At 66.3% G+C, this 22,179-nt stretch carries 22 protein-coding genes and 3 tRNA genes; 12 read left to right on the top strand and 13 right to left on the bottom strand.

The window, feature by feature from the left end:
- Positions 1-15 precede the first annotated feature (15 nt).
- Complete coding sequence (locus tag KOE53_RS01955; protein ID WP_188046802.1) at positions 16-282, bottom strand: GlsB/YeaQ/YmgE family stress response membrane protein; 267 nt, start codon at positions 280-282, stop codon at positions 16-18.
- Positions 283-508: 226 nt separating this feature from the next.
- On the opposite strand from KOE53_RS01955, the gene KOE53_RS01960 reads away from it, so the two are divergent.
- The 3 genes from KOE53_RS01960 (at position 509) to KOE53_RS01970 (ending at position 2,533) form a co-directional block, all read left to right on the top strand.
- Entirely contained in the window at positions 509-703 is a 195-nt protein-coding gene (locus tag KOE53_RS01960) for a hypothetical protein (RefSeq protein ID WP_188057174.1), read from the top strand.
- A gap of 304 nt (positions 704-1,007) precedes the next feature.
- A complete protein-coding gene (locus KOE53_RS01965) occupies positions 1,008-1,589 on the top strand; it encodes a TetR/AcrR family transcriptional regulator (RefSeq protein ID WP_353055555.1) in 582 nt (193 codons plus the stop codon).
- On the top strand, positions 1,586-2,533 hold the full coding sequence (locus KOE53_RS01970; RefSeq protein WP_188057175.1) for a DMT family transporter: 948 nt from the start codon (positions 1,586-1,588) through the stop codon (positions 2,531-2,533). Before KOE53_RS01965 ends, KOE53_RS01970 begins: the two co-directional genes overlap by 4 nt.
- Positions 2,534-2,590: 57 nt before the next feature.
- Here the strand turns inward: KOE53_RS01970 and KOE53_RS01975 are convergent.
- Positions 2,591-2,664 (bottom strand) — tRNA-Ile (locus KOE53_RS01975).
- 10 nt (positions 2,665-2,674) lie between these two features.
- Positions 2,675-3,235 (bottom strand): PadR family transcriptional regulator, encoded by a 561-nt coding sequence (locus tag KOE53_RS01980; RefSeq protein ID WP_223160043.1) that lies wholly within the window; start codon positions 3,233-3,235, stop codon positions 2,675-2,677.
- Between the two features lie 92 nt (positions 3,236-3,327).
- On the opposite strand from KOE53_RS01980, the gene KOE53_RS01985 reads away from it, so the two are divergent.
- Positions 3,328-3,993 (top strand): DNA-3-methyladenine glycosylase, encoded by a 666-nt coding sequence (locus tag KOE53_RS01985; RefSeq protein ID WP_188057176.1) that lies wholly within the window; start codon positions 3,328-3,330, stop codon positions 3,991-3,993.
- Here KOE53_RS01985 and KOE53_RS01990 read toward each other — a convergent pair.
- From KOE53_RS01990 to KOE53_RS02000, 3 genes are all read right to left on the bottom strand, one after another.
- On the bottom strand, positions 3,990-4,949 hold the full coding sequence (locus KOE53_RS01990; protein ID WP_353055556.1) for a DMT family transporter: 960 nt from the start codon (positions 4,947-4,949) through the stop codon (positions 3,990-3,992). The genes KOE53_RS01985 and KOE53_RS01990 overlap by 4 nt on opposite strands.
- Before the next feature lie 232 nt (positions 4,950-5,181).
- Positions 5,182-5,254: transfer RNA gene (locus KOE53_RS01995), tRNA-Arg, on the bottom strand.
- Between the two features lie 39 nt (positions 5,255-5,293).
- Positions 5,294-5,947: a HEAT repeat domain-containing protein gene (locus KOE53_RS02000; protein WP_188057177.1), complete on the bottom strand. Its 654-nt coding sequence runs from the start codon at positions 5,945-5,947 to the stop codon at positions 5,294-5,296.
- A gap of 176 nt (positions 5,948-6,123) precedes the next feature.
- On the opposite strand from KOE53_RS02000, the gene KOE53_RS02005 reads away from it, so the two are divergent.
- The 3 genes from KOE53_RS02005 to KOE53_RS02015 are packed head-to-tail and all read left to right on the top strand — an operon-like array spanning position 6,124 to position 11,081.
- Complete coding sequence (locus KOE53_RS02005; RefSeq protein WP_188046643.1) at positions 6,124-7,857, top strand: ABC transporter ATP-binding protein; 1,734 nt, start codon at positions 6,124-6,126, stop codon at positions 7,855-7,857.
- 44 nt (positions 7,858-7,901) lie between these two features.
- The gene (locus tag KOE53_RS02010; protein ID WP_188057323.1) at positions 7,902-9,845 is read left to right on the top strand and encodes an ABC transporter ATP-binding protein; all 1,944 of its coding nucleotides are present in this window, start codon (positions 7,902-7,904) and stop codon (positions 9,843-9,845) included.
- A 42-nt stretch (positions 9,846-9,887) separates the two neighbouring features.
- On the top strand, positions 9,888-11,081 hold the full coding sequence (locus KOE53_RS02015) for an MFS transporter (RefSeq protein ID WP_188046644.1): 1,194 nt from the start codon (positions 9,888-9,890) through the stop codon (positions 11,079-11,081).
- Here the strand turns inward: KOE53_RS02015 and def are convergent.
- Positions 11,078-11,644: a peptide deformylase gene (gene def / locus KOE53_RS02020; protein WP_188057178.1), complete on the bottom strand. Its 567-nt coding sequence runs from the start codon at positions 11,642-11,644 to the stop codon at positions 11,078-11,080. The two genes, KOE53_RS02015 and def, sit on opposite strands and share 4 nt — an antisense overlap.
- Positions 11,645-11,745: 101 nt before the next feature.
- Between def and orn the strand changes: the two genes are divergently transcribed.
- The 5 genes from orn to KOE53_RS02045 all read left to right on the top strand — a co-directional run bounded on the left by orn (position 11,746) and on the right by KOE53_RS02045 (position 13,894).
- Positions 11,746-12,390 carry an oligoribonuclease gene (gene orn, locus KOE53_RS02025; protein ID WP_188046646.1) on the top strand — a complete coding sequence of 215 codons (645 nt, stop codon included), beginning with the start codon at positions 11,746-11,748 and terminating at the stop codon, positions 12,388-12,390.
- Between the two features lie 94 nt (positions 12,391-12,484).
- Positions 12,485-12,557: transfer RNA gene (locus KOE53_RS02030), tRNA-His, on the top strand.
- Positions 12,558-12,664: 107 nt separating this feature from the next.
- Positions 12,665-13,012, top strand: coding sequence for a metallopeptidase family protein (locus KOE53_RS02035; protein WP_188046161.1), 348 nt, complete (start codon positions 12,665-12,667; stop codon positions 13,010-13,012).
- A gap of 4 nt (positions 13,013-13,016) precedes the next feature.
- Positions 13,017-13,301, top strand: coding sequence for an ATP-dependent Clp protease adapter ClpS (gene clpS / locus KOE53_RS02040; RefSeq protein ID WP_188046160.1), 285 nt, complete (start codon positions 13,017-13,019; stop codon positions 13,299-13,301).
- A complete protein-coding gene (locus KOE53_RS02045; RefSeq protein WP_188057179.1) occupies positions 13,301-13,894 on the top strand; it encodes a DUF2017 family protein in 594 nt (197 codons plus the stop codon). Before clpS ends, KOE53_RS02045 begins: the two co-directional genes overlap by 1 nt.
- Before the next feature lie 21 nt (positions 13,895-13,915).
- Here KOE53_RS02045 and dinB read toward each other — a convergent pair whose 3' ends face one another.
- Genes dinB through mnmA form a run of 6 tightly spaced genes read right to left on the bottom strand, consistent with a single transcriptional unit; the run spans position 13,916 to position 22,154 of the window.
- Positions 13,916-15,130 carry a DNA polymerase IV gene (dinB, locus tag KOE53_RS02050; RefSeq protein WP_188057180.1) on the bottom strand — a complete coding sequence of 405 codons (1,215 nt, stop codon included), beginning with the start codon at positions 15,128-15,130 and terminating at the stop codon, positions 13,916-13,918.
- Between the two features lie 51 nt (positions 15,131-15,181).
- A complete protein-coding gene (gene gatB / locus KOE53_RS02055; protein WP_188046157.1) occupies positions 15,182-16,699 on the bottom strand; it encodes an Asp-tRNA(Asn)/Glu-tRNA(Gln) amidotransferase subunit GatB in 1,518 nt (505 codons plus the stop codon).
- Positions 16,699-18,237, bottom strand: coding sequence for an Asp-tRNA(Asn)/Glu-tRNA(Gln) amidotransferase subunit GatA (gene gatA / locus KOE53_RS02060; protein ID WP_241095365.1), 1,539 nt, complete (start codon positions 18,235-18,237; stop codon positions 16,699-16,701). Before gatA ends, gatB begins: the two co-directional genes overlap by 1 nt.
- Complete coding sequence (gene gatC / locus KOE53_RS02065; RefSeq protein ID WP_188046156.1) at positions 18,237-18,557, bottom strand: Asp-tRNA(Asn)/Glu-tRNA(Gln) amidotransferase subunit GatC; 321 nt, start codon at positions 18,555-18,557, stop codon at positions 18,237-18,239. Before gatC ends, gatA begins: the two co-directional genes overlap by 1 nt.
- A 42-nt stretch (positions 18,558-18,599) precedes the next feature.
- Positions 18,600-20,972, bottom strand: a complete 2,373-nt coding sequence (gene ligA, locus KOE53_RS02070) for an NAD-dependent DNA ligase LigA (RefSeq protein WP_188057181.1) — start codon at positions 20,970-20,972, stop codon at positions 18,600-18,602.
- Positions 20,973-21,005: 33 nt separating this feature from the next.
- Positions 21,006-22,154: a tRNA 2-thiouridine(34) synthase MnmA gene (gene mnmA, locus KOE53_RS02075; RefSeq protein ID WP_188057182.1), complete on the bottom strand. Its 1,149-nt coding sequence runs from the start codon at positions 22,152-22,154 to the stop codon at positions 21,006-21,008.
- Positions 22,155-22,179 lie beyond the last annotated feature (25 nt).

The following is a 22,179-nucleotide window of genomic DNA, read 5'->3' on the forward strand; positions in this document are numbered from 1 at the left end:
CCTTGCGGAGCAGGGTTAGTCGCGCGACTTGCGCCCCGTGACCAGCCCGTACACGAGCAGCACGACGATCGAACCGATGATGGCCACGATCCAGGTCTGGAAGGACCAGAAGTCAGCGAGCCCGGTCCCGAAGATCATCGAACCGAGCCAGCCACCAAGAAACGCGCCGACGACGCCGAGCAGGAGCGTCGCGAACCAGCCGCCCGCCTGATTACCCGGCAGGATTGCCTTGGCGATTGCGCCTGCGACCAGCCCCAAAATGAGAAATGCAAGAAAGCCCATGATCTTGCTCCTTTCGCTACCCGGCACGGTGCGCCGGATGAGATGAGAATACGCCTCAGCAATGAAATTCGGCAGCGAATCCACAGCCAGCGTTCAGGACGCCAGGATCTGCTTGCGCAGGATACGAACAAGCGTGCCCGATTGACCCAAAGGCGAACGCCGTAAGGCAACTCACTATCTTCGCCGGGCAGGATTGTCGCCGATAGACCGGTCAAGGAGCTCCCGGATGTCGCGCTCCGAGCAAGTACTCGCCCAGACGACCCTTGCCGAGAAGGCGTCACCGATCTCCGGAGAGAACCTTTGGATCGCCACCCCCATCGACCGACTCGGCGCCCCCTCCATCATGCTCACCGACGGCCCGCACGGCCTGCGCAAGCAGGTCGACGAAGCGCCGGCGTCGAGGCCGCCGCAGAGCAGGTGAGCATTCTCTTGGGATTCGGTCTCAGTGACAAGGCGTAATCCGCGCGCCGGGCACAGCTTCGATGACTCCCCCGAGGATTCGTTGGCCACTGGGCGCGTCGTGACGACATTGATTTGCGGGACTCAGTCCCAGGTGCCGCGGCGTCGGCGGAGGACTTGCCCCTCGGAGGCCCCCTCGTGTTTGGCAAGATGAGCGCTGCGTTGGCCGCGGCCACCCAGAGCAAGAATGTCGTGGACGTGGGCACGAGGGTGCCACATCCACACTCCTTGAGTAGACTGATCACCCTACTCAGATCGGAGTGCTCGTGACCAGCGTTGTCCCACGCGATCGACCGGCACGCCGGCGTCTGCTCTCGGCTGCCGCGGAGCTGTTTTATGCCGACGGCATGCACGCCACGGGCGTGGAGGCGATCATCGAGCGCGCCGGAATCGCGCGCAAGAGTTTCTACAACAACTTCGCGTCAAAGGACGAGCTGGTGCTCGCCTATATCGAGTCACGACATCGTGAGTGGCTCGAAATCCACCACCAACGCACCCTGAACACGTCATCGCCTGACGGCCGCGTGCTTGCGGTGTTCGACGCGTACATCGACCATGCAAGTGGCGCGTTCGCCCATGGTTTCCGGGGTTGCGGGCTGCTGAATGCCGCCGCGGAGCTGCCGGCCGGGAGTCCCGGCCGAGCTGCGGTGCGCGAGCACAAGGCAGAAGTCGAGGCCATCCTGCGCTCAACCCTCGAGGAGCGGCTCCCCGCAAGCGCATCAGCGGCGCTCGCCGAGCACCTGTTCCTCCTCCTCGAGGGTGCCGTCGCTCGCGCGGGGCTCGAAGGTAGCGCGGCTCGACTGCACAGCGCCCGCAAGATCGCCTCCTCACTCCTGGCCGCCTCATGAGTCGCGAGCGCGCCCTGGCGCTTGGCGCCGTCGCCATCAGCTCGATCCTGTGGGGCACTACCGGGACGGCCGCGACCTTCGCGCCCGGCGCTGGACCCCTCGCGATCGGCGCCTTCGCGCTCGGCATCGGCGGGATCCTGCAGGCGCTCGTCGCGATTCCCGCGCTGCGGGCCGCCCGCTCGCAGCTTCGCCGCAACCGCCCGACAGTCGTGCTGGGGGCGCTCGCGGTCGCCGTGTACCCGCTCGCGTTCTACAGCTCGATGCATCTCGCCGGAGTCGCGCTAGGCGTGGTGGCGTCGCTCGCTTCTGCCCCGCTCGCGTCGGGGGTGATCGAGCGGATCGTCGAGCGCACGCCGCTGAGTCCCTGGTGGTTGAGCGCGGCGGGGCTCGGAATCGTGGGCAGCGCGTTGCTCTGCTTCTCGAAGCTCACCTCGGCTCCCGAAGAGCTTGCGGCAACGCTTCTCGGGATCGGACTCGGACTGGTCGCGGGCACAACCTACGCCGTCTATTCGTGGTGCGCTCAACGCCTCATGGTCTCCGGGGTGAGCCGTTCGGCCTCGATGGGGGCGATCTTTGGGTGGGGCGGCACCCTGCTGCTTCCCGTCGTGTGTGTCACCGGAGCTCCGCTGATCGCGGGCCTCCCCACGCTCTCGGTAGCTCTGTATATGGCGCTCGTCCCGATGTTCCTGGGCTACCTGCTGTTTGGGTATGGCTTGGCGCGGCTCCCCGTCAGCACGGTCACGACACTCACCCTCAGCGAACCGGCAATCACGACGGTGCTCGCAGTCCTCGTCGTCGGTGAACGCCTGAGTCTGCTCGGCTGGTCGGGGCTTGGTCTGATCGCGCTCTCGCTCGTGGTGCTGGTGTGCGCGCCGGCATCCCAAGTGTCTCGGCCAGGGCGAGCCCCCACACCGAGGACGGCCGAACAGCCGGTTTCGAGCTAGCAACGTTCGTCGACACACGTGCGCCCCAGAAAACAAACCGGGAACGCAGGTGAACAGTAGGGCGGACGGGACTTGAACCCGTGACCGAACGATTATGAGTCGCTTGCTCTAACCAGCTGAGCTACCGCCCCGCGGACAATCCTAGCGAAGCCCGTGACTCACTGGACGCCCCCGCGGGGGGCGTGTCATCTGCACGGGCTCACCAGCATCACTTGACGCTGATACTCGGTCGAGCCATTCAATCGCTGCCGCGGCGAGGAGCTCGCGAGCAGCCTCGGCGAGTGACTCCCCTGCAGAGGTGCGGCGCTGCTCCCAGTACGCTCGATATCGCTGCACGAGTTCATCGCTCGATACTCCAGGGAGAGACCGCGCCAACAGCACCTGGAACCGCATCGACTCCCAGGGACTCGCCGAATCGATCGCGGGAGTGCCGAGCCACGCTTCAGCAACCTCCCGCCCCTGTTCCGTGAGAACGTACCGGGGCAGCCCGTCCGCGGTGTCCCGGTCTTGACTGACGAGGCCAGCGCCCAGCAGTCGTTCTAGCGTCGTGTACACCTGGCCGACATTGAGCGGGGCTTCACGCCCGGTGCGACTTGCGAGTTCGTTTCGCAGCAGCAGTCCGTACGCGGGGCCCTGCGAGAGCAGCGCCAGCAATCCATCGCGTATTGATGCGATAATTGCCTCCTCACGACGGTCCGCCAACTGAGCAGATTCTCACTCGATGCTTACGGTACCGCGTCGGCCACCGACTGCGCCTGAGGCTGCGTGCGCGTCGGCGCGGGTACGCTGACAGCATGCAAGGCCAGGCACAGTTCTTCACCCCCGGGAGAGATTTCTTCATCCCGCCCGCGTTGCGGGTCGCCCCACTGCTGCTCGGCGCCGAGCTGGACGTGATCAGCCCCGATGGCCGAGTCTCCGTGCGCATCACCGAGGTCGAGGCCTATCACGGTGTCGGAACTCCCGGGCCTTACGACGGGGGTTCCCACTCTCGTGACCGCCTCACCGAGCGAAACGCGTCCATGTTCGGCGAGCCGGGTCACGCGTATGTCTACCTCAGCTACGGCGTTCATTTTGCACTCAACATGGTCTGCTCGCCCGCCGGCACCGCCTCCGGAGTCTTGCTTCGGGCGGGCACCATCACGGCCAGAAGCGATCTGGCCCGGACAAGACGCCTGGCAGGATCACGCTCCCCCGCCGCGACGGTCGTTGACCGTGATCTCGCCCGCGGACCTGGCCGGCTGGCGCAAGCACTCGGGATCCGGCGGGATCTGCACAATTCACGCGATCTGCTCGCGGCGCCGTTCGCACTGCGGGTGCCGGAGCAACCACTCAGCCACCTCAGCGGACCGCGTGTCGGCGTCAGCGGCGAGTACGGCGGGCCGAACTTCCCGTGGAGATTCTGGATCGCGGGCGACCCGAGCGTCTCTGTATACCGGCCGGGGCGAAACGTGCCGAACTAGGCCGAGATGTCTTCGAGCGCCTCGCGCTCATCGGACTGCGGGTGATACTTCGCGAGCCCAAACACCCCAGCGATCGCGATCAGCGCGGTGACGCCGAACACCCAGATCGCCCAGCCTGGCGCCGAGGCAGCTTCGCCAAGCACCACGATGCCGATGAAGACGGCCACGAGGGGGTCGACGACGGTGAGCCCGGCAACAACGAGGTCGGGCGGGCCTGAAGAGTATGCGTTCTGCACGAAGACCATGCCGACCAGCGCGCCGAGCGCCAGGGCGAGCACGCACAGCCAGGTGAGCCAGTCAAACTCCCCCTGCATAATTCGCCCAATCACTGTCTTCGCGAAGGTCGCGACAAAGCCGTACAACACGCCCGCCCCGACGATGTAGACCACGGCGACTGCTTTGTGCCGGAACACAAAGAAGAGACCGCCGAACACGAGCAACACCACCGCGAAGAGGATGAGAATCGTCACGAGTTTCGCGTCAGTGACCGGCCGGTCGGCCGCGGTGAATGCGGCAACGCTCACGAAGATGAATACTCCCGCAACACACATCGCGATCGAAACGATGGCCCCGCGCCCGAGGCGCACGTTTGACATACGCGAGTTCAGGATCGCCGTAATCACGAGCGCCACCACACCGAGGGGCTGTACCACCGTCAGCGGTGAGAGCGAAAGCGAACCGATCTGCAGCAGCACGGCGGCCCCGAGGAGGACGGTGCCGATCAGCCAAGAGGGCCGCCCGATCAGGCCAAGAAAGTGCTTCCAGCTGATGCCTGATCCGGCGCTTTGTCCGGTGATGCGCTCGACCTTGCGCAGCCCGCGCGACTGGTATTGCGCGCCATACGAGAGAAACACTGCGCCCAAGAGGGCGAGCGGGATTCCGAGGAACTGCTTGGGGTCGAGTGGGATCGCTTCCGCGACGGCGTGCGCCAGCGTCGTCAGCTCTGCAGGGATCACGGCCCCACGTTACCCCGATTCGAGCCCAATGCGAGCGATCCCGCGTCGAGTGGCCCAGATTTCGCTGTGTGCTGTGGGGCGTGCGGGCGATGCACGCTCGTGCCCGGGACGACTCGAACAACTGCGGCCAGCGTTGTCTCGGAGGAACCTTGGGCTGCGACGATCGTGGGGCAGCGAGAGCGAAACCGCGACACGGCACACCGTGTCGCGGTTTCGAGCGTCGCAGACTGGGTGCCCCCGGCAGGATTCGAACCTGCGACCAAGAGATTAGAAGGCTCTTGCTCTATCCCCTGAGCTACGGAGGCGACTCGACCAGCGTACTATGCCGGCCGGGACGGCTTCGCTCAGCCCCATCCCTCGAGCGCCCGCCGAGCCTCGTACAGCGCCGACTCGTAGCCCTCGTCCGGGTCGCGAATTAGCCGAATCGCCGCCGCCGCCCGCACACCAATCTCGGCGCCACCCCGAGCGCCCGCCTGCTCGAGCGCAGGAACGGCAGCGTCCCCTAGCGCCGAGAGCGCTCGACCAAGGCTGAGCTGCACCTCCCGGCTCCCCCGGTCGAGCTGAGTTGTCAACTGCTCGGCCAACCACGCCGCGTGTTCGACGGGAACGAGCACGACGGCTGCCCGCCACGCACTGCGTGCGACGTCGTCGTCGGGATCCTGCAGGAGGGCCACGGAAATCGCAGCCCACCCGCGCGGGTCACCGATCTTCGAGAGCGTGTGCAGCGCCTGGCTGCGTGCCTGGGTAGCAGGAGCCCGAACCTCGAGCAGCAATCGAGGCACCACCAGATCTGCCGGTTGCCGAGTGAGCGACCACGTGAGCATTTCGCGCACGCCGAAGTCGGATTCGTCGGCGCACCGGGCGACCAGCACCTCGAGATACTCGGGCTCTGGGTATGTTCCAGCGGTCAGTGCCGCCTGCAGACGATCGGAGGAATCAGCAGCGCCCAGAGCCGCGTGCAGCCGCGCTGCGGCCGCTCCGTTGTGCGTGGTAGTCATGCCTCCATCAAACACGTTCCCCGGAGCGCCCGGTCACATGTGACGCGCGCTGGCTCGCGAGCTGGGTGCCAATCTGAGATCTGGCTTCGCGGCGACCTTTCCCCCACTAGTGCTCGAAGCCCACTTTCATTAGCGTGGAAGGGTCGACGCTGTGCCGCCGCAGGAAAGGACATCTCGTGCTCTGGACTCTCCTGAAGCGCTATCTCCGCCCGGCATGGCCCCTCGTCAGCGCGGTCATCGTCTTCCAGCTGGCCCAGTCGATCGCGTCACTGATGTTGCCGAACTTGAACGCCGACATCATCAACGACGGAGTCGTCACGGGTGATATCGGATACATCTGGTCCACCGGGCTCCTGATGCTGGGCATCACGCTCGTCCAGGTGATCTGCGCAATCATCGCCGTCTACTTCGGGTCGAAGCTTGCGATGGGAGTCGGTCGGGACCTCCGCTCGGACCTATTCCACCGCGTCGTCGCGTTCTCCCAGCGAGAGGTCGGCCAATTCGGACCTCCCTCGCTCATCACCCGCAACACGAACGACGTCCAGCAAGTGCAGATGCTGGTCCAGGTCACCGCAACCCTCATGGTGTCAGCCCCCATGCTCGCGATCGGCGGCGTAATCATGGCACTGCGACAGGATGTCGGGTTGTCGTGGCTGATGGCGGTGAGTATCCCGGCGTTGCTCATTGTGGTGAGCCTCATCGTGACGCGCATGGTGCCCGCGTTCCAGCTCATGCAGAAGCGAATCGACCGGATCAATCAGATCCTCCGAGAGCAGCTCACCGGCATCCGCGTGATTCGAGCCTTCGTGCGAGAGCCGGACGAGCGTCGCCGCTTCGAGGCGGCAAGCGAAGGGGTTGCCGAGGTCGGTATTCGGGCGGGCAACCTGATGGCGCTCATGTTCCCCGCGATCATGCTCGTCATGAACGTCTCGAGCGTCGCCGTCATCTGGTTTGGCGGCTTCCAGGTGCAGGACGGGAGCGCCCAGATCGGCACACTCTTCGCCTTCTTGCAGTACCTCATGCAGATCTTGATGGGGGTCATGATGGCCGCCTTCATGTTCGTCATGATCCCGCGCGCGGCCGTCTGTGCCAACAGGATCGGCGAGGTGCTCGACACCGATCCGTCCGTCGAGGCCCCCGCCCGCCCCGTTCGTCCCGCGCGGACGACAGGGGAAATCGAGCTCGACGCGGTCGAGTTCTCCTATCCGGGCGCGCAGGAACCCGTGCTCAAGCGTGTGAGCTTCCGCGTCGCGCCCGGCACTACGACCGCAATCATCGGCTCCACCGGTTCGGGCAAGACGACGCTGATCGGGCTCGTACCGCGCCTGTTTGACGTCACCGCCGGATCAGTGCGGGTCGACGGAACGGACGTGCGTGAGCTTGACCCGGACGAGCTCTGGCAGCGCATCGGCCTTGTCCCACAACGCGCGTTTCTGTTCTCGGGAACGGTCGCCTCGAACCTCCGCTATGGGAACCCAGACGCGACGGACGAGGAGCTTTGGCACGCCCTCACGATCGCGCAGGCGCGGAGCTTTGTCGAGGCAATGCCACAGGGCCTCGGGTCCGAAATTGCCCAGGGCGGCACGAACGTCTCGGGCGGACAGCGCCAACGATTGGCCATCGCGCGAGCGCTGGTGAAGCGGCCCGAGATCTATATCTTCGATGACTCGTTCTCGGCGCTCGACGTGGCGACCGATGCGGCGCTGCGCCGAGCGCTCACGACGGGCGTTCCCGACGCGACCCGCCTGGTGGTTGCGCAGCGCGTCAGCACCATCCGCGATGCGGACCAAATCGTCGTGCTCGATCATGGCGAGGTGGTGGGAATCGGCACGCACGACGAGCTCGTGCAACTGAACGAAACGTACCGCGAGATTGTCGAGTCGCAGGAGAGCGTGGAGGCCACCCAGTGAGCGAGACACGGAGCCAACAGCAGTCTCCCCCGGCACGCGGGCCCATGGGCGGTCGCGGCCCGATGGGTGGCGGGGCGGGTGCGCCGGTCGTGAAAGCGAAGAACTTTCTCCCGTCGGCGAAGCGGCTGCTCGGAACGCTTCGTCAGGATTCCAGCAGGATCCTCCTGGTGCTCGTGTTAGGGGTCCTGAGCGTCGGGCTGACGGTGACCGGGCCGAAGCTGCTGGGCGAAGGCACGAACATTGTGTTCAACGGTTTCATCTCGCTGCAGTTCCCGAAAGGGACCACACAGGCGCAGATTATCGATCAGCTCACGGCAGCCGGGAACACGGACCAGGCGGACATGTTGCGCTCGATGGCGATCACCCCCGGGCAGGGCATCGACTTTGCGCACCTCGGGTGGATCCTGACTCTGGTGCTCGCTGTGTACACGTTGGGCAGCGTGTTCGCGCTCTTCCAGGCGCGCATCTTGAACGTCGTGGTGCAGCGGGCGACGCACCGGATACGGCTCCAGGTTGAGGACAAGATCCATCGGCTTCCGCTGAGCTATTTCGACCGTGTGCAGCGCGGCGAGCTCCTGAGCCGAGTCACGAACGATGTCGACAATATCGGTCAGTCACTCCAACAGACCCTGTCCCAAATCATCACATCGCTGCTCACCGTCATTGGCGTCTTGCTCATGATGTTCCTCATCTCACCCCTGCTCGCCGCGATCGCGCTCGTCACCATTCCGCTGACGATCCTCATCACAGTCTTGGTCGCCCGGCGCTCGCAGAAGCTCTTCACCGAGCAGTGGAAGCAGACGGGCATCCTGAACGCCCGGGTCGAAGAAACCTTCTCGGGCCACGCCGTGGTCAAGGTCTTTGGACACCAGCGAGAGGCCGAGGAAGCATTTGCCGCCGAGAACGACCGCGTGTACCGGGCGAGCTTCGGCGCCCAGTTTGTGTCGGGCATCATCATGCCGAGCATGACCTTCATCGGCAACCTCGTCTACGTCGCGATCGCCGTGGTGGGCGGCATCCGCGTGGCTGCAGGCCAGATGTCCATCGGCGACGTACAAGCGTTTATCCAGTACTCGCGGCAATTCACCCAGCCGCTCACTCAGCTCGGATCGATGGCGAACCTGCTGCAGTCGGGCGTCGCGAGCGCCGAGCGGGTATTCGAGTTGCTCGACGAGGAGGAACAGACCCCGGACGACGATCCTGCCGCAACGGTGTCCCCGACAGCGAGCCACCTCGAGTTCACGGACGTCTCGTTCCGCTACGCCCCGGACAAGCCACTCATCGAGGGGTTGAACCTGTCCGTGCACCCGGGCAGCACCGTCGCCATCGTGGGCCCGACGGGCGCGGGCAAGACGACGCTGGTCAACCTAGTCATGCGTTTCTACGACGTGAACTCCGGCGAGATCACCCTCAGCACGGGTGAGGATGCAGCCGCAGAATCGGTCGACATTCGGCGGATGAGCCGGGACGACCTCCGCGCCCGCACCGGAATGGTGCTGCAGGACACCTGGCTGTTCGCCGGAACCATTCGCGAGAACATCCTGTACGGGCGTCCTTCCGCAAGCGAAGAGGAATTGAGTGAGGCGGCATCTGCCGCCTACGTCGACCGGTTCGTGCACATGTTGCCTGAGGGGTACGACACGCTGCTCGATGACGAGGCCACCAATCTGAGCGTCGGCGAACGGCAGCTCATCACCATCGCGCGCGCCTTCATCGCCGACCCGCGGCTCCTCATCCTCGATGAAGCCACCTCGTCCGTCGACACACGCACCGAGCTTCTCATTCAGCGCGCGATGTCGAAGCTCCGCGAGAATCGCACCGCGTTTGTGATCGCTCACCGCCTGTCCACCATCCGCGACGCCGATCTCATTCTGGTCATGGAGGACGGCTCGATTGTTGAGCAGGGCACGCACGGCGAACTTCTGGCGGCGAAGGGTGCGTACTGGCGGCTGTACAACGCGCAGTTTGACGCCCCCATGAACGAGTAGCGGCCCGGCCCGAGAGGTCACCTCGCGTCGATAGGATGTGGTGTGCCCGCAACCCGCAAAACCTTCCCTTTCGAGGTGTGGGCGCTCGTCGCAGGCGGTTTCACCGTCGCGCTGGGCTACGGCGTCGTCGCGCCGGCGATTCCGCAGTTCGCCAAGGCATTCGATGTATCCAACCTGGCGGCCAGCGCGATCGTCAGCGCATTCGCGCTCATGCGACTCGTGTCGGCTCCACTCGCTGGATGGCTGGTCAGCCGCTTCGGCGAACGGCGCATCTACACAATCGGCATTCTGATCGTCGCGCTCTCCACCGGAGCCTGCGCCCTCGCGGCGAGTTATCCGCAGCTGATCGTGCTCCGCGGCCTCGGCGGTATCGGATCCGCGATGTTCAGCATCGCGGCGACCGCGCTGCTCGTGAAGGTCAGCCCGGTCGAGGCTCGCGGGCGGGTCGCCAGCATCAATTCGGCTGGCTTCCTCCTCGGCGGCCTGCTCGGACCCGTGTTCGGTGCACTGGTGGCGAGCTTCGGGATCCGAGCGCCTTTCGTCTTCTACTTCATTACGTTGGTGGCCGCCGCCACCATCGTCAGCGTCGCCCTGCGGGGCTCGAAGGTCGCGGGTGTTGCCGGGCCGCGCCTCGCGAGCGACCTGGAGCCGTTGCCGCTACGAGAAGCCCTTCGCCTGCCCGAGTTTCGCGCGCTCCTCTTCTCGGTCTTCAGCTTCGGCTGGTCATCGTTTGGCGTGCGCGTCTCAGTCGTACCACTCTTTGTCGCGGCAGCGCTCGGCGGCGATGCCAGTGTCGCGGCATGGGTGCTCGCCGCGTATGCCGCAGGGAACGCGCTGCTCATCTTCCCCGCCGGCCGATGGACTGATCGGCTAGGCCGCAAGCCCTTGCTCATCATCGGCATGGCGATCATGACGCTCGGCTACCTGGTGTTTCCCGCCTCGCCGACGGTCGGCCTCGCGATGGCCTGCATGTTCGTTGCCGGTGCCGGATCCGCTCTCGCGAACCCGGCGCAGCAGGCAGTGCTCGCCGACGTCGTGGGCAAGCGACCGGGTGGAACCGTGGTCGCCGCGTACTCGATGTCCGCAGACCTGGGTGGCGTGCTCGGCCCACTCATCGCCGGTGCGATTGTGGACCTCGCCGGCTTTGGCTGGGCCTTCGCCGCAACGGCGGCACTCCTCGTGGTCGCGCTGTCGTTCTGGGGCGTGTCTCCCGACTCGCGCCGGCGAACCGCCTAGCCCTCGAGGTCGTCGATTCCCGGGGTCCAGCTGATGCCGGGCTCGCCCCAGCCGTTGCGCCGCTCTGCCTTCATCGCGCGACGCGAGAACGGCAGCACGAGGCGGTCAACGTAGAGCAGCCCCTCGAGGTGGTCGTACTCGTGCTGCAGGATGCGGGCGAACCAACCGCTCGCCGTGATCTCGAACGGCTTGCCCTCGATATCTTGCGCCCGCAGCAGCGCGCGCTCGGACCGGCGCAGCGCGTACCGCTCCCCGGGGAAGGAGAGGCAGCCTTCTTCCTCGGTTTCTTCGCTGGGCAGGCCTGGCTCGGGCGGCGAGATCCAGAGCTCGGGGTTGATCGCGACGCCCCGGGCAGGGGCCTCGTCCTGGTCGGCGTAGTCCCAGACGAAGACGCGGAGGCCCACGCCCACCTGCGGCGCCGCGAGCCCGACGCCGGGGGCGGCGACGGTCGTCTCGAACATGTCGCTCACCAACGTCCGCAGTTCCTGGTCGAACTCGGTGACGGGAGCAGCGGGGCGATGCAGCACGGGTTCGCCCGAGATGCGAATGGGAAGAATGGCCATGCGTCAAGCCTAACCATCCCTGGCCGCTCGGGCGGACGCAGTGGGCGATAGACTCGTCCCCGCGCCAGCACCCCGCATGCGCCGCAGAAGGAGCACACGTCATGTCGAACACCCCCGCCGAGCAACTCGTCTGGATCGACTGTGAGATGACAGGCCTGGACGTCGAGAACGATGGCCTCGTGGAAATCGGCGTCATCGTGACCGATTTCGACCTTGTCCCGCTCGATCCAGGATTCCAGCTCGTGATCAACCCCGGACCGCAGGCGCTCGCGCAGATGAACGATTTCGTCCGCAACATGCACGAGACATCGGGGCTTTCCGAGCTCATCGAGGAAGGGGCCACCCTCGAAGAGGCCGAGGCCCAGGTGATCGCCTACATTGATCGCTTTGTCCCCGCGGGCCGCCGCCCACTGGTCGCCGGCAACACGATCGGCATGGATCGCCGCTTCATCACGCGCTACATGCCGACTCTTGACGAGCGCCTGCACTACCGCAGCGTCGACGTCTCTACGTTGAAAGAACTCGCCCGCCGCTGGCACCCGAAGGCCTTCTTCAACGCCCCAGACAAGCACGGCGGGCACCGCGCACTCGCGGATATCGCCGAGTCGATCCAGGAACTCGCGTACTTCCGCGCAGCGTCGCTCGTTGACTCCCCCGGTCCCGATTCGAAGCGCGCCGGTCAGTTGTCCGCGGCCACCGTCGAGCAGTTCGCTTCGCTCGTTGAGTCCGCAGGAACGCCCGAATAGCCCGCGCGACCCGCCCGGGGGTAGCCGATTGGAACTTCCCCCAGATCGTCGGTTATGATGGTCAGGTTGCCTCGCATCGGCGAGAAAACACATGGTGGCTATAGCTCAGTTGGTAGAGCACCGGCTTGTGGTGCCGGTGGTCGCGGGTTCGAGCCCCGTTAGCCACCCGAAGAAAAGTCGCAAGACATAGTGAAGGCCCGATTCCCCTGATGGGGGGTTCGGGCCTTCACTATTTTCGCGGCACGCACCGAGCGCAGATGTGTAGGGTGAAGACATGCTCACGATGTCACACGACGAGTTCGAGACCCTGGTCTCGGAGGGCCTCGACTCCCTCCACGAGGACATGCTCACCAAACTCGACAACGTGATCTTTCTCGTCGAGGATCGGCCGACCGACGGCTCTGACATCCTCGGCATGTACCACGGGTTCTCGCTCGCCGAGCGTGAGCACTACGGGTACGGCGAGGAGCCCGATCGCATTGTGTTGTACCGCGAGCCGTTGCTCGCCCATTGCGAGAATCGAGAAGACCTGGTCGCCGAGATTCGCGTGACTCTCGTCCACGAGATCGCGCACTTCTACGGCCTCTCGGAGAAGCGCATTCACGAGCTGGGTTGGGGGTAGCGCCATGCCGGAAACAGGAATCAATCGGGAGAACTCCCCCGTCGCTGTCACGGAGCGACCCTGGCAGACGGTCGTGTGGGACGACCCCGTGAACTTGATGTCGTACGTGTCGTACGTCTTCCGCACCCATTTTGGTTGCACGCTCGAGCGAGCGGAAGCTCTCATGCTCGAGGTCCACAACGACGGCAACGCGGTCGTCGCTGTCGGCCCGCGAGAGGTGATGGAGATGCACGTCGAGGCGATGCATGGCTACGGCCTCTGGGCAACACTCCGCCAGGCGGGGAGCTAGTGCGCATCGTCGCCGGCCGGGCCGGCGCACTCACCCTGGAGCTCTTCGACGAAGAGGCTACCCTGCTCGAGAACCTCCTCGACCAGCTCATCGAGCTCTTGCAAAGCCACAGCGGCACGAGCCTGGACCCAGATCCGCTCTTCGCGAGCCTCGAGATCGGCGGCACCGACGAAACACCCGAGGATCCCGCACTCGCACGCCTGTTCCCCGATGCCTACTCCGATGCCGAGGAGGCAGCGAAGTTTCGTCGCGTCACGGAGCAGGGCCTGCTCAACCGCAAGTTGCAGGACGCCACGAGTGTCGTCACGGCGCTCGCGATCGATGCCCCAGATCGCGCCGGTGTCGACGCCGCGGCGCACGAGCCTGTGCGCGTCACCATCACCGCCGAGTCACTGCCGGAATGGGTGCGCACGGTCAGCGCGCTGCGCCTCGCCATCGCGGCCCGGCTGGGCATCGACGGCGAAGAAGACCATGAACGCGCGCTCGAGGACGACGACACCCACGGCACCGTGCTCGTGTTTGATTGGCTCGCGGCCATCGTCGATTCCCTGCTTCGCTTCGAGTCAGTCCTCGGCGACGAGCCCATCGAATAGCCCGGCTTGCGGGGTGGCGGGCTACTGCGGGTCCTGCAAGGACCGCGGGTCCACGACGGTCCCCCGACCTTCGAGCAGGCGCGCCGGGGCGACCTCTGCACCGAAACGCTCGCGCAGCTCGTCCACCGCTGAGTCGACGGCACGCCAGCCGTCGTCGTCGCTCCACAGTCCGGCAGGGTCACTTCCCTCTGCGACGAGTTGTTCCGCGCGCACGCCGATCAGGCGCACCGGCCGACCCGCTACATCGAGCGCCTCGAACAGCTCGCGCGCCGTCTGAAAGAGGCGTCTCGACGAGTTCGTCGCCTCCGGCAATGTGCGCGAGCGCGTGATCGTCTCGAAGTTTGCCCAGCGGACCTTGATCGCTACCGTGCGCGCCTCGACCTCGGCCGCACGCAGCCGTTCCCCGATCTTCGCGGACAGACGGAGAAGCTCGCGATTCAAGACCCGCGGATCAGCGACGTCCTGCGCAAACGTTTCCTCATGGCCGATGCTCTTCTCGATCCGACTCGTCACGATATCTCGCGCATCGCGGCCGTTCGCGAGTTCGTGGAGCTTCTGCGCCGAGGCCGCGCCCACCAGGCGCCTGAGGGACTCCATCGGCTCGCGCGCGAGATCGGCGACAGTGTGAATCGCCCGCGACCGCAGCGCCTTCTCGGTCGCGGCGCCAACTCCCCACATCGCCCCCACGGGAAGCGGGTGCAAAAACTCAAGGCTGCGCGCTGGCGGAATCTCCAAGATCCCGTCGGGCTTGGCTCGCTGGGAGGCGAGCTTGGCGATGAACTTCGTCCCGCCCAATCCCACCGACGCCGGGAGCCCGGTCACCTCACGCACGCGCTCGCGGATTGCGCGGGCAATTTCGATCGGCTCCCCGAAGAGCTTTCGCGAGCCCTCGACATCAAGAAACGCCTCGTCGATACTCAGCGGTTCGACGAGCGGGGTGAACTCGGCAAAGATCGCCATCACCGCACGCGAGGCGATCCGGTACTTGTCGTAGCTGCCGGGCAGGATCACGAGCTGCGGGCACCGAGCGAGCGCCTGGCCGATCGGCATGGCGGAGCGGACGCCGAACGTACGCGCCTCGTAACTTGCGCTGGAAACGACTGATCGGCCCGACGTACCGCCCACCACTACGGGTTTGCCGATGAGGTCGGGCCGATCCAGGAGCTCGACAGAGACAAAGAACGAGTCCATGTCAACGTGCAGCATCGACGCCCGCGTGCGAGGGAGGGAACTCATCGTCCCATTCCCTCACACACCACCGACATTGCTCCCCGAACGTCGCAGGGGCTACAGCTGAGCTGCACGCTCCAGCACCAGCTCGCGTACGCGGCCGGCATCAGCCTGGCCGCGCATCGCCTTCATGACCGAGCCGATGACGGCGCCGGCCGCCTGCACCTTACCGTCGCGGATCTTTTCGAGCACATCGGGCTGCTGCGCGAGCGCCGCATCGATAGCCTCAATGAGCGGCCCGTCGTCCGAGACGATGGCAAGGCCACGGGCCTCGACGATCTCGGTCGCCGTACCCTCGCCGTCGATGACACCCTGGATGACCTGGCGGGCCAGCTTGTCGTTGAGCGTCCCCGCGTCAACCAGCGCGACAACCGCGGAGAGCTGCTCCGGCGTGATGAGCTCGGATGCCTCGGCACCGCGCTCGTTCGCAATTCGCGCAATCTCGCCGGTCCACCACTTGCGGGCGGTCTGCGCGGGAACCCCGGCGGCGACCGTCTGCTCGAGCGTGTCGAGCAGACCCGAGTTCACGACGTCCTGGAACTCGAGCGTGGTGAAGCCCCAGTCCGCGCGCAGCCGGCGACGACGCAGCGTCGGGTGCTCAGGCAGCGTGAGACGCAGTTCCTCGACCAGCTCACGCGACGGCGTGAGCGGCGCGAGATCGGGCTCCGGGAAGTAGCGGTAGTCGTCGGCGTCGCTCTTGGGACGGCCGGGCGAGGTCTCGCCCGTGTCCTCGTGCCAGTGGCGCGTCTCCTGGGTAATCGAGCCGCCCTCGGAGAGGATCCGGGCCTGGCGCTGAATCTCGAAGCGCACCGCGCGCTCAATCGAGCGCAGCGAGTTCACGTTCTTGGTCTCCGTGCGCGTACCGAGCACCGACATGCCGGCGTCCTCATTCCCGCGGGGGCGCAGCGACACGTTGGCGTCGCAGCGCAGGTTCCCGCGCTCCATCTTCGCGTCAGAAATCCCGAGCCCGAGCACGATGTCGCGAATGGTCGACACGTAGTTTGCCGCGATCTCGGGAGTGTCGGCCTCTCCGCCAAAGATCGGCCGGGTGACGATCTCTACGAGCGGAACGCCCGCGCGGTTGTAGTCGACGAGGGAGTACTCGGCTCCCTGGATGCGACCGGTCGAACCGCCCACGTGGGTCAGCTTGCCGGCGTCCTCCTCCATGTGTGCGCGCTCGATCGGAACGTGCACCACCCGGCCGCTGGCCAATTCAATCTCGACCGAGCCGTCGACCGCGATCGGGTCGTCGAACTGCGAGATCTGATAGTTCTTCGCCATGTCCGGGTAGAAGTAGTTCTTGCGCGCGAACCCCGACACCTCGGCGATGTCGCAGTCCAGGGCGAGCCCCAGACGGATCGAATAGCGCACCGCTTCTTCGTTCACCACTGGCAGCGAACCGGGAAGGCCCAGGCACACCGGGGTGAGGTTCGTGTTCGGCTCGGCGCCGAACGTATTGGGTGCCGACGAGAACATCTTCGTCTGCGTGTTGAGCTCGACGTGCACCTCGAGGCCGATGACCGGCTCGTAGCGCTCGAGCGCCTCTTCGAAGCTCATCAGCTTGGTCTTCGCCATTACAGGGCCGCCTTTCCGAGCGAGGCTGCCGAGAGCGCCGGCGCCTGAGCGTAAAACGGGGCGCCGTCGCGCTCCGCGATGAGCTGTTCGATGGCCGCGCCGACCTGGTACAGGCGCGCGTCCTCGGTTGCGGGGGCCATCAGCTGCAGGCCGACGGGAAGCCCATCCTCGGCCGCGAGGCCGATGGGAAGGCTCATCCCCGGGATCCCTGCGAGGTTCGCCGGGATCGTCGTGGCGTCGTTCAGGTAGTCCTGCATCGGATCGCCCTGGTGCGAGCCGAGGTTCCACGCGGTGGTGGGCGCCGTCGGGGACGCGATGACGTCGACCTGGGCGAAGCCCGCAGCGAAGTCACGCTGGATCAGCGTGCGCACCTGCTGGGCGCTGCCGTAGTAGGCGTCGTAGTAACCAGCAGACAGTGCGTAGGTGCCCAGGATGATGCGGCGTTTGACCTCTGCACCGAACCCGGCCGCGCGAGACTCGCTCATCACGCCTTCGACCGTGCCGCCACCCGCGGGGTTCACTCGGAGGCCGAACCGCACTGAGTCGTACTTCGCCAGGTTGCTCGAGGCCTCGGCCGGCAGGATCAGGTAGTACGCGGAGACCGCGTACTCGAAGTGCGGGGCGTCGATCTCGATGATCTCGGCACCCTGGGCGGTGAGCAGCGCGAGCGACTCTTCGAATCGGGCCTTTACTCCCGCCTGGACACCGTCGATCATGAGCTGCTTGACGACGCCAACACGCAGGCCCTTAAGCGAGGAACCTGCGGCACCCTCGCGGGCAGCTGCGGCCATCGACGGCCACGCGACCTGCAGCGAGGTCGAATCGTGCGCGTCAAAGCCGGCGACCACGTCGTGCAACAGCGCGGTGTCGAGCACCGTGCGGGCGCACGGGCCAACCTGGTCGAGCGACGAGGCGAGGGCAATGGCGCCGTAGCGGCTGACGCCGCCGTAGGTGGGCTTGACCCCCACGGTTCCAGTCAAGGCCGCGGGCTGGCGGATCGAGCCGCCAGTGTCGCTGCCGAGGGCGAGTGGCGCTTCAAACGCGCTCACGGCCGCGGCGGAGCCGCCGCCCGATCCACCCGGGATTCGGTCGAGATTCCACGGGTTGCGAGTCGGGCCGTACGCCGAGTTCTCGGTCGACGAGCCCATCGCGAACTCGTCCATGTTCGTCTTGCCGAGCGGCACGAGGCCGGCCTCGCGCGTCTTGCGGACGACGGTGGCGTCGTAGGGCGACATCCAGCCCTCGAGGATCTTCGAGCCGCTGGTCGAGGGGTAGTCCGTCGTGACAAGGACGTCCTTGATCGCGAGCGGCACGCCGGCGAGTTCGCCCAGCTGCTCCCCCGCGGCACGGCGGGCGTCGATCGCGGCCGCGGCGGCGAGCGAGTTCTCCTCGTTCACCGCGAGGAACGCGTTGAGCGTCCCGTCGACCTCGTTGATGCGGTCAAGGTGCGCGCGCGTGGCCTCGACCGAGGAAACTTCGCCCGAGGCGAGCTTCGCGGAGAGATCCGCAGCGGTCAGGTGAATCAGTTCGGCAGTCACTACTGCTCCTCCCCCAGGATCGCGGAAACACGGAATCGTCCATCAAATTCGTCGGGCGCGCCGGAGAGCGCCTGCTCCTGTGTCAGCACGTCGGCGATCACGTCGGGGCGGGTCACATTCGAGAGCGGAATGGGGTGGCTCGTCGCGGGAATATCCGGCGTGGTCACCTCGCTCACCTTGGCGATGTTTCGCACGATCGAGCCGAGCTCGCTGGTAAGCGTCGCAACTTCTTCGTCGGTGAGGGCGATTCGAGCGAGTCCGGCGAGGTGCTGCACGGTTTCGACCGTGATCTCGCCGCTCGCGGCACTGTTTTCAGGCATGCTGCTCCGCGGGTCTGGGGGTGACGTGGGGACCCCCCTATTCTAGGGCGCGCTGTCCCCCGCAGGATCCGCATCGGCTCCGAGCTGCAGCGCCGCCGGGCCCTCGCTCACGAGCACCGCGAACTGGGCGGCGTCGAGCACCGGGATGCCGAGCTCGAGCGCTTTTGCGTGCTTCGATCCGGCGCCGGGGCCTGCCGCCACAAAATCGGTCTTCTTCGAGACGCTCGAGGCGGCCTTCCCGCCCGCTTGCAGGATCGCCTCTTTCGCGCCGTCACGCGTGAAGCCGTCGAGCGTGCCGGTCGCGACGACGGTGAGGCCGGCGAGCACGCCACCCGCTTCTGCTGCCGCCCCCGGGCCGGGGTGACCCGGCGTGGACCACTGCACCCCAGCGGCGCTCCAGCGCTCAATGATCTCCCGATGCCAGTCGGCCTCGAACCAGTCCGCGAGCGATTCGGCAATCACTCCGCCGACCCCGTCCACCTCGGCTAGCTGCTCGGGTGTCGCCTCGCGAATTGCCTCGAGCGAGCCGAACCACTCGGCAAGGGCACGCGCCGCGACCGGGCCGACGTGACGGATGTTCAGTGAGACCAGCAGGCGCCAGAGGGGCTTGGTCTTCGCCTTCTCCAGCTCGGCGAGCAGGGTGTACGCGTCCTTCGAGGGCGAGATGTTGCGGAAGTTCTTGCGGATGCCGTCGCGCTTGCGCTCGGCCGCCGTCATCTCCTCGGCCCCCGGAGGGTAGCTGAGGGTAACCTTCTGGAACGGCGCCCGCCGCACCAGCTCACCCGTCTCGGGGTCGGCCTTTTGCTCGCCGGTCTCGGGGTCTCGAACGATCATCACGATCGGCACGAGCTGTTCGAGCGTCAGGTCGAATAGGCCGGCCTCCGTCGCGAGCGGCGGCTCGGCGGGCTCCTCCGGGCGGGTGAGGGCGTCGGCGGTGATCTCACCGAGCACCTCAATGTCAAGCGCGCCGCGAGAGCCGATGTGCTCGACTCGACCGCTCAGCTGGGCCGGGCAGTTCCTTGCGTTCGGGCAGCGCAGATCGATGTCGCCGTCCTTCATGGCGCGCAGCTCGGTGCCGCACTCGGGGCACCCCTTCGGCATGTGCCACTCGATCTCGGACCCGTCCCGCAGTTCCACCACTGCGCCCAGAATCTCGGGGATCACGTCGCCGGCCTTCCGCAGTACGATCGTGTCGCCGATTCGCACACCCTTTGCCTTCACCACGTCCTGATTGTGGAGGGTGGCCTGGCTCACCGTCGAACCGGCGACATGCACGGGGGCCATCACGGCATAGGGCGTGGCCCGCCCAGTGCGCCCGACGCCGACCTTGATGTCGAGCAGCTTCGTATGCACCTCTTCGGGCGGGAACTTGTACGCGATCGCCCAACGCGGCGCGCGGTTCGTCGCACCCAGCTCCGCGTGGAGTTCGAGCTCGTCCACCTTGACGACGATGCCGTCGATCTCATGTTCAAAATCGTGCCGCCGCTCGCCGCGGGACTCGATGAAGTCGACCACCTCTTCGATCGAGTCGAGCACCGCAGAGTGTGGCGAGACGGGCAGACCCCACGCCTCCAAAGCGGCGTATGCATCGGACTGATTCTGGAAGTCAGGACGCTCCCAGGCGCCGATGCCGTGCACGTACAACGACAGCCGCCCCAGGCGCTCGCGCATGAGTACGAGCTCGGCTTCGGTCTTCTTGTCCGCGCGCTGGCGCAGGCTGCCGGCCGCGGTGTTGCGGGCGTTCGCGAACTCCGGGTATTTCACCGGGATGTCTTCCTCGCTCTTGCCCTTCGCGAGTTGCTCGGCGACGTACGCTGCCTGGAGCTGGTGTTGGCGTTCGTTCAGCCAGGCGAAGTTCTCGCTGCTCAAGAACACTTCGCCCCGGGCTTCGAAGAACTCGGGCGGCGCCTCTGTGCCGCTCAACCTCCGCGGAATCGCCGGAATGAGGTCGACATTCTCGGTGATGTCCTCACCCACCCGCCCGTCCCCGCGGGTGGTCGCGGTTTCGAGCACGCCGTTGCGGTATGCGAGGTTGATCGCGAGGCCGTCGATCTTCAGCTCGGTCAGCCAGTGCACGGCGCGGCCGGCCGAGGCGGCCGTCTTCTCGGCCCACTCGCGGAACTCGTCGATCGAGAAGACATTGTCGAGGCTCAGCAAGCGTTCCGCATGCTCGTGCTCGGGGAATCCGGCCGACACGATCGCGGCGCCGACCTGGCGCGTCGGGCTGTCCTGGCCCGCGAGCTCCGGGAACGCTCGCTCGATCTCTTCGACTCGTCGGATCAGCGCGTCGTATTCGGCGTCACTCACGAGGCTGACTCCGCTCGAGTGATAGGCCAAGCGGTACGCGTCAATCTTCGCGCTCAGCTCCTCGGCCTCGGCGCGGGCGGACTCAAAGTTCAGGGGCTGCTCGGTCACATGACCAGTGTAGAAGCAGCCGCAGACAACCGGCTATGCCGAAACCGAGGTCGCCGATACCGAGCGATCGATCGTGAACTGACCGAGCACACGCGTGCCCAGGTACAGCACCGCGGTCTGGCCGGGAGCGACACCCACAAGCGGATCGATGGGATCGACGACAACCTCGTGCGTCGCGTCGACGCGGTGGAGCTCGGTGCGCGCGTCGTCGGTGATCTCGACCAGCCGCGCGACCGCCGGCACGGGGTCGGCGTGGGCGCGAATCTGCACCTCGCAGTCGAACGCCTCGGCAAGATCGATACCGGGCTCGCCTGCCCAGCTGAAGCGGCCGCCCGAGATCTGGCTCACAGCGAGAGCCTCCTTGGGGCCCACCACGACCTGATTCGATACCGGCCGGATCGAGAGCACGAAGCGCGGCTTGCCGTCCTCCGCCGGCCGCCCGATCGCCAGGCCCCTGCGCTGACCGATCGTGTACCCGTTCGCACCGTCGTGCTGTCCAAGAACAGCACCTGCCTCGTCGACGATGTCACCGGGCGTGCGCTCGCTGTGATCGGAGAGCCAGCCGCGCGTATCGCCATCGGGGATGAAACAGATGTCGTGGCTATCCGGCTTCTGCGCGATCTGGATGCCGCGCTCGGCCGCCTCTGCGCGCACGAGGTCCTTCGACGGGGTGTCACCGAGCGGGAAGTAGCAATAGGCGAGTTGCTCTGCCGTCAGCACCCCGAGGACATAGGACTGATCTTTCGCCCAGGCGCTCGCCCGATGCAGCTCGCGGCCGTTCGGGCCTTCGGCCATGATTGCGTAGTGGCCCGTCGCGACCGCGTCGAATCCGAGGGCGATCGCCTTGTCGAGCAGCGCCGCGAACTTGATCTTCTCGTTGCAGCGCATGCACGGGTTCGGGGTGCGCCCGGCCTCGTATTCGGCGACGAAGTCGTCGACGACGTCCTCCTTGAAGCGCTCGCTGAAGTCCCAGACGTAGAACGGGATATCGAGCAGGCCGGCGACGCGGCGCGCGTCCATCGAGTCCTCGATGGTGCAGCAGCCGCGCGAACCGGTGCGCAGGGTCCCGGGCATGCGGCTGAGCGCCAGGTGTACACCCACCACTTCGTGACCCGCGTCAACCGCGCGCGCCGCAGCGACCGCAGAATCGACGCCACCACTCATCGCCGCCAAAATCTTCATCGGGCAAGTCTACGCCGAGCTGGGC

The organism is Leucobacter sp. CX87, from assembly GCF_018682295.1.
Classification (GTDB): domain Bacteria; phylum Actinomycetota; class Actinomycetes; order Actinomycetales; family Microbacteriaceae; genus Cx-87.